The organism is Hassallia byssoidea VB512170 (assembly GCF_000817785.2).
Lineage (GTDB): Bacteria > Cyanobacteriota > Cyanobacteriia > Cyanobacteriales > Nostocaceae > Hassallia > Hassallia carrinoi.
Window position 1 is genome coordinate 14,512 of sequence record NZ_JTCM02000075.1, and the last position, 16,856, is coordinate 31,367.

General features: G+C 41.6%; 12 protein-coding genes and 1 pseudogene. 3 read left to right on the forward strand and 10 right to left on the reverse strand.

Annotated features, from left to right (window positions below; translation table 11 throughout):
• Positions 1-93 precede the first annotated feature (93 nt).
• Positions 94-2,286, reverse strand: coding sequence for a hydantoinase/oxoprolinase family protein (locus tag PI95_RS24415; RefSeq protein ID WP_039753254.1), 2,193 nt, complete (start codon positions 2,284-2,286; stop codon positions 94-96).
• Between the two features lie 82 nt (positions 2,287-2,368).
• Between PI95_RS24415 and PI95_RS24420 the strand changes: the two genes are divergently transcribed.
• The gene (locus PI95_RS24420; RefSeq protein WP_039753255.1) at positions 2,369-2,950 is read left to right on the forward strand and encodes a Crp/Fnr family transcriptional regulator; all 582 of its coding nucleotides are present in this window, start codon (positions 2,369-2,371) and stop codon (positions 2,948-2,950) included.
• 125 nt (positions 2,951-3,075) lie between these two features.
• The gene (locus tag PI95_RS24425) at positions 3,076-3,516 is read left to right on the forward strand and encodes an ester cyclase (RefSeq protein WP_039754166.1); all 441 of its coding nucleotides are present in this window, start codon (positions 3,076-3,078) and stop codon (positions 3,514-3,516) included.
• Positions 3,517-4,102: 586 nt separating this feature from the next.
• Here PI95_RS24425 and PI95_RS24430 read toward each other — a convergent pair.
• The 8 genes and pseudogenes from PI95_RS24430 to lepB (PI95_RS24460) all read right to left on the reverse strand — a co-directional run bounded on the left by PI95_RS24430 (position 4,103) and on the right by lepB (PI95_RS24460) (position 12,823).
• A complete protein-coding gene (locus PI95_RS24430) occupies positions 4,103-5,116 on the reverse strand; it encodes a WG repeat-containing protein (RefSeq protein WP_039753257.1) in 1,014 nt (337 codons plus the stop codon).
• 111 nt (positions 5,117-5,227) lie between these two features.
• Positions 5,228-6,967, reverse strand: coding sequence for a R3H domain-containing nucleic acid-binding protein (locus PI95_RS24435; RefSeq protein WP_039753258.1), 1,740 nt, complete (start codon positions 6,965-6,967; stop codon positions 5,228-5,230).
• 71 nt (positions 6,968-7,038) lie between these two features.
• Positions 7,039-8,208: a circadian clock protein LdpA gene (ldpA, locus tag PI95_RS24440; RefSeq protein WP_039753260.1), complete on the reverse strand. Its 1,170-nt coding sequence runs from the start codon at positions 8,206-8,208 to the stop codon at positions 7,039-7,041.
• 224 nt (positions 8,209-8,432) lie between these two features.
• Complete coding sequence (locus tag PI95_RS24445; RefSeq protein ID WP_039753263.1) at positions 8,433-10,268, reverse strand: two-component system response regulator; 1,836 nt, start codon at positions 10,266-10,268, stop codon at positions 8,433-8,435.
• Positions 10,265-10,387 carry a hypothetical protein gene (locus tag PI95_RS37720; RefSeq protein ID WP_507236764.1) on the reverse strand — a complete coding sequence of 41 codons (123 nt, stop codon included), beginning with the start codon at positions 10,385-10,387 and terminating at the stop codon, positions 10,265-10,267. Before PI95_RS37720 ends, PI95_RS24445 begins: the two co-directional genes overlap by 4 nt.
• Before the next feature lie 246 nt (positions 10,388-10,633).
• Positions 10,634-10,768 (reverse strand): annotated as a pseudogene (locus PI95_RS36190) (ATP-binding protein); the annotation flags it as partial.
• Positions 10,769-11,540: 772 nt separating this feature from the next.
• Entirely contained in the window at positions 11,541-12,146 is a 606-nt protein-coding gene (gene lepB / locus PI95_RS24455) for a signal peptidase I (protein WP_039753267.1), read from the reverse strand.
• A 29-nt stretch (positions 12,147-12,175) separates the two neighbouring features.
• On the reverse strand, positions 12,176-12,823 hold the full coding sequence (gene lepB, locus PI95_RS24460; protein ID WP_039753270.1) for a signal peptidase I: 648 nt from the start codon (positions 12,821-12,823) through the stop codon (positions 12,176-12,178).
• Between the two features lie 247 nt (positions 12,824-13,070).
• Here lepB (PI95_RS24460) and PI95_RS24465 point away from each other — a divergent pair, with 247 nt between their 5' ends.
• Positions 13,071-14,390: a dihydroorotase gene (locus PI95_RS24465; protein WP_039753271.1), complete on the forward strand. Its 1,320-nt coding sequence runs from the start codon at positions 13,071-13,073 to the stop codon at positions 14,388-14,390.
• A 1,774-nt stretch (positions 14,391-16,164) separates the two neighbouring features.
• Here the strand turns inward: PI95_RS24465 and tsaE are convergent.
• Positions 16,165-16,623 carry a tRNA (adenosine(37)-N6)-threonylcarbamoyltransferase complex ATPase subunit type 1 TsaE gene (tsaE, locus tag PI95_RS24470; protein ID WP_039753272.1) on the reverse strand — a complete coding sequence of 153 codons (459 nt, stop codon included), beginning with the start codon at positions 16,621-16,623 and terminating at the stop codon, positions 16,165-16,167.
• Positions 16,624-16,856 lie beyond the last annotated feature (233 nt).

Genomic DNA, 16,856 nt, shown 5'->3' on the forward strand with positions numbered 1-16,856 from the left:
TTGATAATTATCTTGCAAATACAGATGACCAAAACAATTCAAAATTCACGCATTCGTAAATGTTCGAGAAGCGAGTGACATGTGATGAATTAATCAATCTTTACGGTCTAAAATCAGATGATTACTTTCAGTTAATCTCGCTTTCCATAATGGTTCAACTACAATCGTGCTAATTTTTTCGACAATAATCGCCGGTCCAATAATACTATCTTCTGGCTGTAAATATTCTCGTCGATAAACGGGTGTATCATGCCATTTGTCAGCACTAAACATTCTGACTGTCTCAACAGATGTGGGGATTTCATCTAGAGGACGCTTACGAGTAATTAAAGGTTCTTCGGGAGTATCCATTTTCTGAATTACTTCTACTGAAACAGATTCAACAACTAAGCTTTTTTCTAATTGAATGAAACCATAGCGAGATTTATGTTCGATTTCAAATTCTTGTCGCATAACCGCTACATCTAAGGCAAAATTCACGCTCAAGGTAGAGTTAGTCCCCTCATACTTCAAATTAACCTTTTTAACTAACTCCTCTTCATATCCGCGTACCTCTGCGCTTTCCTCTGCGTAACTCTGCGTTTCAAACTCTTCCCTCCCTTGAACTTCCAAACTCTTCATTAACTTCTGTAATTGCGGAATTGATGCTTGCGTTAAAGGCTGTTCTACTCCTTGTTCTCTAATCGCTCTAACATCAGCTAAACCCATTCCATAAGCAGAAAGAACTCCAGCATAAGGATGCAAAAATATCTTTTTCATCCCCAAAGTATCGGCTATTAAACAAGCAACTTGCGCTCCAGCACCGCCAAAACAACAAAGCACATATTGAGTTACATCATAACCTCTTTGCAGACTGATTTTTTTAATTGCGTTCGCCATATTTTCGACAGCGATCGCTATAAATCCCGCTGCTACTTGTTCGGGTGTCCGAGCATTTTTTGTCACAGCTTCAATCTCTTGGGCTAATTCTGTAAACTTCTCAATCACAATATCTTTATCTAAAGGCAAATTACCATCAATTCCAAAAACGAAAGGAAAATATTGCGGGTGAATTTTGCCTAACATCACATTAGCATCTGTTACCGCTAAAGCTCCGCCACGTCGATAACAAGCAGGTCCAGGATTTGAACCAGCGGATTCAGGTCCGACACGATAACTAGAACCATCAAAAAATAAAATTGAACCCCCACCAGCCGCAATTGTATTAATTGCTAATACAGGAACTCGCATTCTCGCACCAGCAATTTCTGTATTCAATTGTCGTTCATACTCTCCTTTATAGTGAGCAACATCTGTACTTGTTCCACCCATATCAAAGGTAATTATTGACTCAAATCCCGCTCTTTTGCTAGTTTGAACTGCGCCGACAATTCCCCCAGCAGGACCGCTCAAAATACTATCTTTGCCTTGAAATTGTTGTGCATCGGTTAACCCTCCATCAGATTTCATAAACATTAATTTAACTGGGGAGTGGGGAGTAGGGAGTAGGGAGTAGTTATTTTCCCCATTCCCCATTCCCCATTTTCCATTCCCCGTTCTCAACTGACTGGATACAGAGTTAACGTAGCGACGCAGAATTGGAGTTAAATAAGCATCTACGACTGTTGTATCTCCTCGGCTGACCAATTTCATTAAAGGGCTAACTTGATGAGATACGGATATTTGTGTCAATCCGATTTCAAGCGCGAGTTGGGCAACTTGTTGTTCGTGGTGGGGATAGCGATCGCTGTGCATAAAAACAATGGCACAACTGCGAATTCCTGTATTATAAATCGTTTGTAAGTCGTTTTTTACTTGTTCTATATTTACAGGGGTTAATTCCTGACCGTGGGCATCATATCGTTCATCAACTTCAATTACTTGTTCATAAAGCATCGTTGGTAAAATGATATGACGGGCAAAGATGTTAGGACGGTTTTGATAACCTATTCGTAAGGCATCTTTAAAGCCTTTGGTAATGAGAAGAACTAGGCGATCGCCTTTTCTTTCTAACAGTGCATTTGTGGCAACTGTTGTACCCATTTTGACTACTTCTATCGCTGATGCAGGAATGGGTTCGTTACCTGAAAGACCGATAATATCGCGAATTCCTTGAATTGCTGCATCTTGATATTGTTCGGGATTTTCTGAAAGTAATTTGTATACTATCACCCATTGCTGGTTAGGTAGGGGAACGATTAGAAAGCGTTCAGGATGTGTTGATAGTCTGTCTGCGATCGCCTGATTACTCGTAACAGCTACAATATCTGTGAATGTACCACCGCGATCGGCAAAAACTTTTAACATTACTCTATTTCCTTTGCGGGTATAGAAGTAGGATAACAATAGGATGAACGCGTATTTCTACTTCAGGTGCTAATTTTTAGATATGTACGAGCCGTTTTACGCATTTCTCCAAGAACTTTTCCCAGAATTCAAAATTGATTTTCGGCTCATTGAACCTCTTTTAGAATGCAGAAAGGTTGATAAAGGAGAATTTTTGTTTCAAGCTGGTGATATCTGTGAGTTTGTCGGTTTTACCCTCAAAGGCTGTCTCAGAACTTTTTTGATAAAAGACGGAAAAGAATTCACCCTTTTTTTCCACTGTGAGCGTCAAACGCTTGGTGATTACAAGAGTTTCCAATCATCACAACCTACCTCATTTTTCTGTCAGGCGATCGAGAATTCTCAGGTTCTTTTATTTAACTATCAAGCGATGCTGTGCTTTGAAGAAGCTCCTGAGGGACAGAGATTACTTAGGCTTCACGCTGAAAGCCTTGCGTTTATGCTCAGAGATAAATTGCTCTCTCTTTTTATGGATACACCTGAAGAACGTTATCTCAACCTTTTTAAAACTGAACCTCAACTCTTGCAGCGTATCCCTCAATATTATCTAGCGTCTTATCTCGGTATTGAGCCAGAGTCTCTGAGTAGATTAAAGCGGAGAGTCCAACACAGAAGTATTTCTTAACCCAAGTCAATGCAAGTGAAGGTATCTGCAAGATAAATTTGCAATCAGGCACTTAAAAGCAATCTGCTGACCGCAATATTTGCATGTTAGTAAAATTTTATACTGTGTTTGAGGATAAATATTCAATGTCAATCGAACAAAACAAGAAAATCATCCTCCAATTCTACCAGGCTGTTGACAACGAAGATTTAGAGCAAGCACTTGAGCAAGCAAAGCAGCTAATTGCCCCGAACGTTATCGCTCGCGGGATGGGTAGTGGTATACTCAATGGTTTTGATGCCTTCATCCAGTACGGACTCATGATGCGTTCTGCCTTCCCAGATGGTCACCACACCTTTGAAGAAGTGATTGCTGAACAAGATAAAGTCGTGACCCGTGGGACGTTCAGTGGAACGCATCGTGGGGAGATGTTTGGTATTGCACCGACAGGTAAGCAGGTTACATTTTCAGTCGTGCATGTCGATCGCGTAGTAAACGGCAAAGTTGTAGAACACTGGGGACAAGGTGACACGATAACGTTAATGCAGCAATTAGGAGTAGTATCATTACCAAAGCCGGGTGATTAAGCGTTCATTAGGGCAACCTAACATTAACCCTATGCTTTGTTAACTTACACTTTCACCCAACCTACAAACTTTATAATTTTGGACTTTTGCTTTCAAAGCTTTTACTGCTGGTGGTTCGCAAGGGTTACAGAAACGCAAAACAACATTTGTATCAAGCAAATATCTCGTCATTCCTCGTAAATACTATCGCGGCTAAAGGCTGCATCGGATAGACTCTGACTGTTTGCAGGAAGTTGCGAAACCCACTCCCGGAAATCTCTAGATCGTTCTGCTGGTGTTGCTATGCGCCAAAATGGATGGGACGATTCTTGTCTAGACTGGAACTCAAGGTTGGCAATGAAATCAGCAATTTTCTTGAGTTGTTCTGAGTTTAGCTTGTCTATTTCTTGTTTAAGCTTTTCAAAGCAGCATAATTAATGGTTATCCTAATGCAAATTTTTTCTATCGTAACCGATGCGATCGCCTGATTTTTTCATCCCTCATAAGTAGCTTTTACGAAAGCTATCAAACTTTTAATGTCAAGTAATGTTGAATATTTGTAATAATTTTCTGGAACTTATTTATAGAAATTAACAAATGTAGATACTCAATTTGTCTGCTGCCAAACTAACTGCCCCTGCTTGTTGATATAATTAGCCTTACCGCCAATATATACTAATGCCAATTCATTAGTGAATGCGAGTGCTAAATCAAATCGGGGCGGAATAATCATTTTTCCTGTTTTGTCGATATAGCCGTATTTATCATCAATTTTTACAGCAGCCAGCCCTTGAGAAAATTTTGTGACTCTATCAAATTTAGGAGCAATTACTACCTGACCATTAAAGTTAATAAAACCCCATTTTTCACCAATTTTAACTACTGCCAATTTCTCATTAAATTCCCATGCATCATCAAACTGCGGCTTAATTATAACTTTACCAGACGCATTGATATAGCCATACTTGTCTTTAATTTTGACGGCTGCTAAATCTTCAAAAAAACCTAAAGTCTCATCAAATTGTGGCTGAATAACTATGTTCCCATTAGAATTGATATAGCCCCATTTGCCATCAATTTCAACTGCTGCTAATCCTTCGTTGAAGTGCAAGGCTCTATCGAACTGCGGTTTAATAGCTGCTTTACCGCTAAAGTCAATATAGCCCCATTTATCATCTATTTTAACTGCTGCCAGCCCATTTTTAAAAGCCAAAGCCTCATCAAACTGTGGTTTAATAACTAATTTACCATCAGAGTTAATATAACCGTATTTGTAATCAATTAATACCAGCGCTAGGTTATTTGAGAATGAATAAGATAACCGATATTGCGGAGGAATTATCTTTTTTCCTGTTGTGTCGATATAGCCGTATTTGTCATCAATTTTTATCTGTGCCCGGTCGTCAATAAAGCTCCAAGCTAAATCAAATTGCGGCTCAATGACTATTTTTCCACTTTGGTCAATAAAGCCATATTTGCCATTTTTGATAATACGAAACAGTTCGGTTGACACTTGCTTCTGCTTCTGAGTGAGACTTAACGCACTGGTTTGCTGCTGGTAACTAGCAGTTGTTCCACATAAAATAGTCAGGCAGACAATAAAGGAAATAGCTTTATTCACAGGAAAGCTTACTCCATACCGTAGTTAACTGCTTTTAATATAATGCTGCAAGATTTTGAGATAGTCTAAAAATCCCCCTCTCCAAAGTAGGAAAGGGGGTAGAAGGTGAGGTTACGCGGGATAAATCCGCAGACGCCGATTTGGTTCATCCCCAAAACTGTGCGACTTCAAGCGGTAGTGTTCTACCAACTCGTGTTGCATTTTACGCACTTGGGCAGAACGTGGCAGTAATTCTACTGGTTGTCCTTTGGGAATGACAATTTGCTCTACGGCAAGTCTAGCTTCCTCTAAGGCATCCATTTCATCATCGCTGCCACTGTGGAGAAACAATTGCAATTCGCGATCATCAGCTAGTTCCGGATCGTCCATGTTCAGCAAGCGTCGCAAACCACGGGTAATCTGGGGAATCGTGCTGGATTTAATCATGTGAATCGGTACATGACGAGCTTTCGCCATTTGCCGGAGTTTGGCGTGATTTTTGACATGCGATCGCAGTGCCAAAATTGCATCAGCACTATCGATATCTTTTGTCAATGCAACCGGCAAACTTAACACACTTATTACCTGTTCCAACTGATGCCGACTAACACCATATGGGAAAATGTGCAATGGCAAATCTTCACCATTTGGTCCAGCGTGTCTGGGAGCGGCGAAATCAATACTCTCAGAGTAATTGAAAGATTCATCCAATAAGCGGTCAAATTCACTTTGCCCACCAACCCGCTCTCGCTCAGGAGATAATACCGGTAGTGCTACCATTTGTCCGGATGAACGCCAGCCGTTAGAGGGTCGCGCTGATGCGAAAGATTCCTCACCAACAGCTTGCTGCTGCCCACCACGACCATTTACTACAGATAACTGTCGAGCGATCGCCACCTTGCCGGTATCGTCAACGGTTCTCGTCTGCGGACTCGGCTGACGTCCCCGCAGAAGAGTATCAACTGTATCCGCAACGCTTTCGTGTACTACCCAACGCTGCCGTTCTTGCATTTCCACAGCAATCTCGAAAGTGGGAGGCGCTTTGCGTTCCAAAACAGTCTTTTGACTGCCCCGTCTTCTGGCTTCGTCATCCCCCAAAGTCACAGCCTGGATACCCCCAACTAAATCACATAAAGTCGGATTTTTAATTAGGTTTTCTATTTGGTTGCCGTGTGCCGTACCTACCAACTGTACGCCGCGTTCAGCAATAGTACGTGCCGCTAAAGCTTCGAGTTCTGTACCAATTTCATCAATAACAATGACTTCTGGCATATGGTTTTCCACTGCCTCAATCATCACCTGATGCTGATTTTCGGGATGAGCTACTTGCATCCGTCTGGCACGACCAATAGCGGGGTGGGCAACATCACCATCTCCAGCAATTTCGTTAGAGGTATCAATGATTACCACTCGCTTATTTAACTCATCCGCCAATACACGAGCTATTTCCCGTAAAGCGGTAGTTTTACCCACGCCCGGACGCCCCAGCATGAGAATCGATTTACCAGTTTCTACCAAATCGCGGATCATGCCTATCGTTCCGAACACCGCTCGACCGACGCGACAAGTTAAGCCGATAATTTTCCCGGTGCGGTTGCGGATGGCGCTAATCCGATGGAGAGTTTGCTCAATTCCTGCGCGATTATCTCCGCCAAAAATTCCCACTCTTGAGATGCAATCATCTATCTGTTCTTGAGTAACGGGTGTTTCGCTCAGATACTCGGCGCTGTGCGGAAAACGAGCTTCTGGGCGACGACCCAAATCCAAGACTACTTCAACTAAACTATCTCGTCGGGGATGACTCTCTAGTATTTGACGCAGGTCTTGGGGCACAATGTCTAATAACTTTTGGAGATCGTCTGTAATCGTCATGCTTTCTATGGTGACGTTTTTAGAGATAGATAGGACACTTTTTTAAAGAAGGTGTCCGCAACGCGCTTTTATTAGCGCTCCTGCTGTGACTTGAGTTGGGAAACGAGAGAATAAGCAAGCTCTACAGCTTGCCAAAGTAATACTTCGTCCTCTTCAAGACGAATTGGCTTTACACTTGCTTTGTTTACCTCCTTAGTTTCTAACTGTTCAAGAATCGATGACAGCAGTACACGGGCGTAACTGCCGTATGCAATACCGGATATGGAGGGGGAGATGGGGGGACAAGGAGCGGGGGGGACAAGGGGAGAGTTTTCTCCTTGTCTCCTTGTCTCCTTGTCTCCTTGTCTCCTTTTCCTCAGCAGTCCCATTGCTTTTAACTTAGCAACGGTGTAGCTGTTAGTACCTCCTGCTAACTGCACATATCCCGGTAATTTAGCTGCCAAAACTTTTTGGGCTAATTTCACTGCCGCGTGAGTGGTGCCATCTCCAATATCTCCACTCATCGGACGACCATCAGTTTGCCAAATTAAGGCACTGTTTATCGGGGCAATCAGATCGTAAAGTGCGTGTAGATAGTCAATTAAGTTTTCGCCATCGGGACAACTAATTGCTACTACCTTGAGACGATCTGCCCACGGTGAAATCGCTTGCCACAATCGTTTAAATTCTGTTAAGCGTCCTACTTGTGTATGAATTTCTACGGCATCTACCCCGGTTGACATTACCAACGGTGCGATCGCTCCTGGAGTTGAAACATACGACCTTGTATAAATTATATCATAAGGACAAGCTGGTAAACAACGACCGCAGCCATAGCATTTTTCGGATACAACTCCGGAAAAATCGTCTTTTATCCGATTAAACGCGATTGCTTGTACAGGACAAATTTTTTCACATGGTCTATCGCAGTCCGTAGGACATTCAGTAGGATTAAACTCAGCTTTGCGGAAATGGGGGTCTTCCCCATCGTTTAAACTGACCATTAACAAAGGCGACTTTGGATTATTGCCAAAGCCTCGCTTTTCGGCATCCCCAGCTAAATATGCGGCTACTTGTAGCGCGGTTTGCGCTGCTGCAATCACCGCCGGATCAGCTGCCACATCTATGCAGTCAGCGCCAGCCAATGTGTAGGCTAATGTTAAACTACTGACCGCAGGCAGATGCTGGAAACTGGCGCCACAGATGAGCTTAAACCAGTGACCTTCTTTGAGGGAGCGTAAAGGGTTGATGTGATCAGTCACTTCTCTATTATGCTTATATGTGACTGAAAATTGTACTCATTAGTTATTAAAAAGTTTTGCGTTGCTGTGTCCAGGGTCAAGGAAGAGGCAGGGGGGCAGGGGGCAGGGGGAGTTTGCCACCTCGTCTTCCTTGTCTTCCCCATCTCCCTTGTCTCCCTTGTCTTCCCCCTCTCCCCCTCTCAAGAACTCTGCCTCAACGAGAAAATTAAAAGCCTCATAGCTTATTACCATTGAGGTGCGGCTTCGATGAAGTCTAGAACTAATTCTGGGTGAAGAGGTCGAGAAAATAGATATCCTTGAGCGAAATTACATTTTAAATTTCTTAGTTGTACTAACTGAAAAGTTGTTTCTACACCTTCTGCGATCGCACTCATCCCCATTGACTTGGCAATACCCAGCATCGCTGGTACTAACCCCATGCTTTCTTCGTGTTCCTGCATACGTTTGACAAACGATTGGTCAATCTTTAAAACATTAAAAGGAAAGTTATACAAATAACTTAACGATGAATAACCTGTACCAAAGTCATCCATAACTAACTTAATTTTTCGCTCTCTTAATTGTTGTAAAAATTTTTTCAGTGCCTGACAATTTTCCATTATTACACTTTCTGTAATTTCTATTTCCAGACAAGTAGGATTTATTTTAGTTTCTTGAATAATCCGGTCAATTTGTGCTAATAATTTCGGGTCTGAAAACAAGCGTACACTCAAATTCACGCTGATAGTTAGAGATTTTAGTGTCGAGTTGTGATTTTGCCAAATAGTTAGCTGCTCGCAAGCTGATCGCAATACCCAAATATTGATAGCATGAATCAAACCTGTTTCTTCCGCAACCGGAATAAACTCTGTAGGAGAAATCAAACCGCGAGTAGGATGTTGCCAACGCACAAGCGCTTCTAATCCAGAGATTTTGCCTGTAACTAAAGAAATAATTGGCTGGTAGTAAACGATAAATTCTTGCCGTTCTAAAGCTCTACGCAAATCGTTTTCTAACTCTAAAAGCTGGGTGGCTTTCTGATGCATTTCCGGGTTAAAAACGTGATATCTGGCTTTTCCTAAAGCTTTAGCTCGATACATTGCTGTATCAGCATCTCGCAGCAAATACTCTGGCTTGTCGCAATCACTATTGCCCCAACTAATGCCAATGCTGGCATTTACAAATACCTCATATCGAGACAGTTTAAAAGCTAGTGAGAACTGTTGCAGAATATGTTCCGCAACTTGAATCGCCTGGGTGATATCTGTTAAATTTTCGAGAATAATTCCAAATTCATCTCCGCCTAATCGTGCTAAAGTATCAACAGGCAATAAAGATTGTTCTAGGCGATTGCCAATCGCTATGAGCAATTCATCTCCTACCAGATGACCAAGAGAATCATTGACAAGTTTAAAGCGATCGCAATCTAAAAACAGCACGGCAAATTGAAAATCAGTTTCTAGTTGAGCGCGATTCAAAGCTTTTTCTAGTCGCCTAATAAACAAAACTCGATTTGGCAATCCAGTCAGTGAATCATGCAGTGCTGTATTCAGCAGTTTATTTTGCAGTTGCTGCCGAAAAGTAACTTCTCCCTGAAGTTTTTGTAGAGCCTTTTCTAATTCACCAGTGCGTTGTTTTACTCTTTGTTCTAGTTCGGTGTTTAATTTCAATATTTCTAGTCGCGCTGTTTTCAACGCTAGTTGATTTTTGACACGTACCAAAACTTCTTCAAACTCAAAAGGTTTGGTAATATAGTCTACACCTCCTGCCCCAAAAGCTTTTACTTTGTCAAAAACGTCATCCAAAGCACTAATAAAAATCACCGGAATATCGGCAGTTAAATCACTCGCTTTTAAACGCTGACAAACCTTATAGCCATCTACTTCTGGCATCATAATGTCAAGCAAAATTAAATCGGGTAATACTGTTTCACAAGCAGTTAGAGCCATTTGCCAGTTCAAAGCTTTACGAACGTTATACCCATGCTTTGTCAGTAGTGAGGATAAAACTCGCAAATTATCTGCTGTATCGTCAATAATCAAAATATCTTTTTTATGAGGATCTAACCGCTTGTAATTCATTCTGCCTTTGCTCTAGTTAATTCCATAATTTTCTCAAATTGATAGTTGTTTGCTAAACCTCGGAAAACGCGGAAAATTAGCGGGTTATTTTGAGCAATTTGTTTAAGAAATTCTAAAATTACTTTTTTCCCACTACAAGATTACCTATTTTCTTCTTTCTCTTGTTACTACCATCGCTACAACTGGCTGCTTGCTGCATGGTGTACATGCAGCTTTCCACTCAGCTCGATCTGCGATCAATGCTGACTAAGGTCGGTTTGAGTCGTAATTATCTGGGTTTCTTGACAAACAACTTTTATATTTGTGGTTTCTACTTAGTTGATATATTTCACCTCCAGTGCGTATTGTTTCTAATAGTACTTATGTACGTACTTGTGGCTAATGGCTAAACCTAGTCTTGTTCCTTGTTGTGATTGTCTCCCAGTTTCAGTTTGCCCAAAAGCTTGAAGAAGTATGTCAATTTCTTTAGGTACGATACCGATACCTGTGTCTTGTATCTCAAGATTAGATGGGGTAGAGGAAGTGGGGGGTTTCACAAACGCTCTTTCACTTCCCGAGAGTGCGCCTTGTGAACTCGTTCCTCAACACACCGACGCGACCGGATCGGATGAAGGCGCATCCGAAGAAGTGTCCGCTCGATCGCGCCCAAGGGAGATGAGGGTTTCCGAGGGAACCCCTACGTTCCATTCAAAATTCAAAAAAATTCAAAATGCACGCATTAAGAATTTTGCATTTTGATTGAATTGTTGTGTCCCCAAGTCGTCCCCCAAGTCTGCCTTGTCTCCCTTATCCTCTTATCCCCCTGTCTCCCACTCCCCCAGTCTTAGCCGCTACTATCAATGATATTTTAGTATAAATTTTTACCCCTAGACGCTGACATATTTCACGCACAGTTGGTGTCGATAACATTTTTGTTTATCGTTTTCCCCAAAGGCAAATTTGCGGTTCGGGGATGATGGCAATAAAAGTTACATTAATATATTAAATGTATTTTTTCATACAGTTCTATTATATATTTTTATGATAAATATTTATAAAATATATAATTGAACGAATCGGCAAGATACCAAGAAAAGAAAGAGATACAGAACAAAATAAAAATAGAGTGCGTTAAACTACATCAACGCACCCACTAAGGTTGAAAAGATACTTGACAAACAGGCTTTACTTTTCAGACATTCTCTAACATCAGATGTAAATCTTTGTTAGCTTTAACATACATAAATTTAGCTACTCTAAAGGCTGCCGTTCTTTTTATTACATGAGTGATTGTTACTTATTGAGTTCGCCAATATGATTTAAAGGCCAAAAGCGAACTACGGCACGTCCAATAATATTTTCACGCGGGACAATGCCCCAACAGCGACCATCATAGCTATTTATTCGGTTGTCACCTAGTACCAAGTATGAATTTGCGGGTATAGTAACTGGTCCAGACAAGTAAGGTGGCTGCTTTCCAACGGTGCAAACATCAATCGATGTCCACGGTTGAGAGTTAAAGTAATTATCTTCCAAGAGAGGTTTGTTGTTGACGTAAACTTTGCCCTCCCGGAGTTCTACCTTTTCTCCGGGTAATGCAATCACACGTTTAATAAAAGCATCGTGGTATTGTTCTTTCTGAAGTTCCTGCGTAGGTGAAAATACCACAATATCTCCCCGTTTTGGCTGACTAAAGTGGTAGCTCACCTTGTCTACAATAAACTTATCATCAATTTGTAAAGTCGGCTCCATTGACCCTGAAAGGACGTTGAAAGCTTGCGCTGCAAAAGTACGTATCCCAAAAGCAAAAATCAAACTTAGTCCAATAGTTTTAGTTGTCTCTATCCAGAAATTAGGGATGTTTTCAGATGGTGATACTTGATTTTGCTTGCGGCTCATTGTGGTATATTTCCCTTGCGAAATTATCTTTAATTTGGATACAGTGGTGTCTTATTATCGATCGCACCAATATGATTTAAGGGCCAAAAACGAAGTACAGCACGACCAATAATGTTTTCGCGAGGGACAACACCCCAACAGCGACCATCATAACTCTGGGTGCGGTTGTCTCCTAACACCAGATATGAGTTAGGTGGTATAGTGACGGGTTTGGATAAAAAAGGTGGCTGCGGTCCTGAGGTGCAAACTTCTTTTTCCGTGCGTATATCTTTGCTGAGGTAGTTGGTTTCCTGAATAAGTTTGTTATTGATGTATACTTTGCCATCTCTAAGTTCTACTTTTTCTCCCGGTAAACCAATTACACGTTTAATAAAAGCATCTTGATATTGTTCTTTTTGCAACTCTTCTGTAGGCGAAAATACTACAATGTCTCCTCGGTGTGGGTCAGAAAATTTATACTTCAATTTATCAACAATGATTTTGTCTGCCTCCCACTGATTTTCCGAACCGTGCAGGGTAGGTTCCATTGAACCAGAGGGAATCCAGCGAGCTTCCGCCACAAAGGTGCGAATTCCCAAGGCAAGAATTATACTTAATACAACTGTTCTACCTAGTTCTGCGATCCAGGAATTATCAGGTTGTTGGTTAGAGTTGTTATCAGACACTTTATTATGCATTAAATTACAGAAGTAAAAGGAAGATGCAGGTAATTAAACTACCACAGTCACTGTATTCGTTCATCTTAACCGGGGAAATGTGATTTTCTGGTTATTTTGGCATCTTGACATGGTGATTCCTAGTTAAAAAATAAACTTTTTTGTCACCAAAGTGCGAAAATTTGTTACGAATAGTGCAACCAATTTAACCCAAAAGAATTATTTTCTGTCACGATAAAAGCTAATTTTCCTTCTGGCTCTTAATTCCATGTCATCTCCAAAAAGTTTACTGATTCGCCGCGCTCGCATTATTCTACCTAATGGTGAGTTAATAGTAGGGGATGTCCTGACCCGCGATCGCCAAATTATAAAAGTCGCTCCAGAAATCTCCACGGCAACACCAACAACAGAAATTGACGCAGATCAGTTAACTTTGTTGCCTGGGGTAATTGACCCGCAAGTACACTTCCGGGAACCAGGACTAGAACACAAAGAAGACTTGTTCACTGCCAGTTGTGCTTGTGCCAAAGGGGGAGTTACCTCCTTTTTGGAAATGCCGAATACCCGTCCCCTGACGATTACCCAGCAAGCTTTAGACGACAAGTTGCAACGTGCCCAAAGCAAGTGCCTGGTTAATTATGGCTTTTTTATTGGCGCAACTCCAGAGAATCTCCCAGATTTGTTAAATGCCAAGCCGACACCAGGAATTAAGATTTTTATGGGGTCAATGCACGGTCACTTGCTGGTGGATGCAGATGCGGCTTTAGAAGCTATATTTGCTAAAGGCGATCGCTTAATTGCCGTTCACGCTGAAGACCAAGCCAGAATCAATCAACGTCGCAAGGAATTTGCCGGAATTCACGATGTAGCTATTCACTCGCAAATTCAAGACAATCAAGCGGCACTTTTGGCAACTACGCTGGCGTTAAAACTTTCTGAAAAATATCAACGTCGGCTGCATATTCTGCATATGTCAACGGCGGAGGAAGCCGACTTGCTGCGCCATTATAAACCGAGTTGGGTAACAGCAGAGGTAACACCACAACATTTATTGTTGAACACCAGCGCTTATGAGAAAATTGGCACTTTGGCGCAGATGAATCCACCTTTGCGATCGCCTCACGATAACGAAGTTCTTTGGCAAGCTTTGCGCGATGGCGTGATTGATTTCATCGCCACAGATCATGCACCTCATACTTTAGAGGAGAAGGCTTTAGAATATCCCAACAGCCCTTCTGGAATGCCTGGGGTGGAAACTTCCCTAGCTTTAATGTTAACTGCTGCCATGCAGGGGCGATGTAGTGTTGCCCAAGTTGTGAATTGGATGTCAACCGCTGTGGCGAAGGCGTATGGTATTCCTAATAAAGGAGCGATCGCACCTGGTTATGATGCTGATTTAGTTTTGGTAGATTTGCAAACCTACCACCAAGTCCGACGCGAGGAATTGTTAACTAAATGTGGTTGGAGTCCTTTTGAAGGCTGGAATCTCACCGGATGGGCACATACAACTATTGTCGGCGGTGAAATTGTTTATGACAAAGGCAAGTTGAATACCGATGTGCGGGGTCAAGCAATAAATTTTTTGTAGAACCTTAAACTCAGAACCCCGGTTTCTTAAACTCAGAACCCCGGTTTCTCAACTCAGAACCCCGGTTTATTTAATAAACCGGGGTTCTTTTGAAGGTTTATTAGAAGTCATAAATTTACGTCTCAATTTTACTTACGCCTTCAGCAAACATTTAAGAGATAATGCATCAAATTTGCTTGAGTTCTTTGCTATTTTTGATGCGAAAAATCATGTTGACTGACTTGGGAGAATAAAGGCGATCGCTTCAAACATTTTCATACTAAGCGTGCATCTCGGTAAAAATATCAATGTGAAGACAACTTGAAAAACCTATCTCGTATTTCTACCAAAATAGATTTTCGGGCGTTGCACTATAGTTGGTTAACCTGCTTTGGCTTCAGTATTAACTACATGATTGGCGATAACAATATATTTTTATCGTTAAAAAATCCAAGTTATTTATATCGTTAACTTGTAATTAGCGATTTCTACTGAGTACATTTTGAAATCAACTTGGCAATACTAATAATAGACCTCAAAACTCATTCTTTTTTGCACTATTGCAACAGAACCGCTTTTTTCTTACCCCTTTCACGCGGCTATGCTCTACTTGGGGAGCCACCCCTTGGCGTTCGCGCAGCGTGTCGTAGACAAGCGCCTCTCACGAGTGGGATAAGACCATACTAGCGCTTTTTTTTCCTTTGGGAGTCAAGAAGTCTAATAAGGATAAGTTAAAGGAATTATGAATAATTTGATTATTTTTTAACTTTTCCGCTTAGAGCTTTGGGTGCTTACTAACTGCATTCATTCTTTGAATAACTATCTAAGAATCAATTCGGTTAAATTAGGCTGAAAAAATTTGTCAGCACTTCTTACTTTCATTAATACAAAACTAATATGCACTTAGTTTATACACATGAACAAATCTAGCTTTTTTCACTTATTGTCCCTCGTTATTTATGGGATTTATTTGACTATAACTTGTATCTGGATGCAACAAAGACGAGAAAACTGCTAATAACTACTGTTTGTTATGTGGTGATGAGCCAAAAAGCAGTTAGTCCACAAACGACAACAGACTGTCAAGATGCGCTTACGAGTAGACTCAGTTGGTTAAGTCATGGAAATTACTCTATCGCGATGTACCCTACGCAGCAAGCAGCATTGGTAGCAGTTTGAAGCAGCCGCAAAAATACTGCTGTACCGAGAGCTATTTTGTAATTGAGTCATAAGTTATATACGTATTTATAATTAAAAGTACGTATAACATCATTTACATTGGCTATCAAATCATCAAATGTAAATGCTTGATAAATCTATCGTTGTAGAAAAATATTTAGTAAAAGCTGGTAACTAAAATGACAAACTTTCCAAATGACTGTGACGAGCGTGGTAGTGGCAGATTTGACCAACCCTCAATTTGACATTGACTGTTTTTGGACATTTTGTGGTAGAGCGAGTGTAGGGGCAATTTCTGGGTTTTCATGCTTAAATGTTGATGGTGCGACGTGTTAGCAGATGTGCAAGCTAGCCGACATTGCCAATTCCCTAATCCAAAAAGTGGGAAACGTTCTTTGTGCGATCGCTTGCTGAGTAGTTGAGCGTCACCAATGCTTTGATAGTGCAGCCGACGATCGCCCTGGACGACAATTATGTTAACAGCGAATGCGTGTTTCGGTGGTATTATTCCACTGACGACAATCCGCTATTGCCGTGCCAAGTTGACAAGTGCGTTCATTTCGGCTTGAGTTATAAAACAAGCGTGTCTTGCTTTGATTGGCAAGAGTTATTAACGTCATACATGCCGTGCGATCGCCGAGTTAATCGAGCAATTAACCGCCGTAATTTCCGCTCTTACTATACCCTCATCCCCAGAGGTCAAACATACTTTGAGATAACTATCTGGCTGGTAGGGCATTCGCTCTGCCCATTCAATAGCCACAATTCCTGGCGTAACTTCAATACCTTCCCAGTAAGTTTCTAAATTCAAAGTTGCCACTTCTTTTGATTCTAAGCGATATAAATCGAGGTGGTATAGGGGAAGACGCCCTTCATGATACTCATTAATCAGAGTGAAAGTGGGACTAACAATTGGGGAAGTGATACCCAAACCTGCGCCAATACCTTGCACTAACGTAGTTTTGCCAGCACCTAAATCACCTTTGAGTAAAATTACACTACCAGCAGCCAGCGATCGACCAAAAGTGAAGCCAAGCTCACGCGTAGCTTCTGCACTTGCAAGAACAATTTTCATAATTGGTTAGTGGATAGTGGATAGTGGATAGTGGTTAGGAGTTAGGAGTTAGGAGTTAGGAGTTAGGAGTTAGTGGAATTTGGATAGTGGATAGTGGTTTGGAGTTAGTGGGAACGTGGGAGCGTTGTCCCCCACTCCTTGTCCACGCCAGACGCCTCAACGGAGGACACCTCCGCACAGCGCTGGCTCCCCTTGTCCACGCCAGACGCCTCAACGGAGGACACCTCCGCACA